1 pseudogene is annotated in these 504 nt (G+C 63.9%); it reads right to left on the reverse strand.

From position 1 onward, the window contains the following. Nucleotides 1-196 precede the first annotated feature (196 nt). Nucleotides 197-424, reverse strand: a pseudogene (locus tag MKK67_RS07055) (IS5/IS1182 family transposase); the annotation flags it as partial. Between the last annotated feature and the right edge of the window lie 80 nt (nucleotides 425-504).

Genomic DNA, 504 nt, shown 5'->3' on the forward strand with positions numbered 1-504 from the left:
CCGAACGGCCCGCCGGGCGCTGTCGTCTGCGGCGCGCGAATCCGACAGGATTGCGGATCGAAGGTGATTATCGACGACTCGGCTGGCTTGCCTCGCCCGGTTCAGATCCCCGCGTACCACTCGTAGCCGCGATCCTCCCACCCTGATGGCGGCGGTGGACGGCAAGACCGTCTGCCTGCTGGTCGCCTCCGACAAGGAGGTTGCGATGAAGCGGGTCGCCGCGGCGTTTTCCGCTGCGGATCATCAACTCGGGATCGACGGAGGGGCGGCCCGTCGAAGCGTAGAACGGGGCTAGCTCCTGGCGCAGGCCGGCAAGGTCGACGAAGCGGTCGAGGGAGCGAAGCAGATGGTCGGCGGGAACGTGAGTGTCGAGCGAGAACTCGTAGAACAAGGCACCCTGCTCGACTTGCCGAGGTCCCATCATCTGCTTCGATCTCCGTCTCTCGACAGGAGTGAATCACCTCATCACAACCGCTGCAACACCCGAGTTTTTCAACAGAATCG

The sequence above is a fragment of the Methylobacterium sp. J-072 genome (assembly GCF_022829425.1).
Lineage (GTDB): Bacteria > Pseudomonadota > Alphaproteobacteria > Rhizobiales > Beijerinckiaceae > Methylobacterium.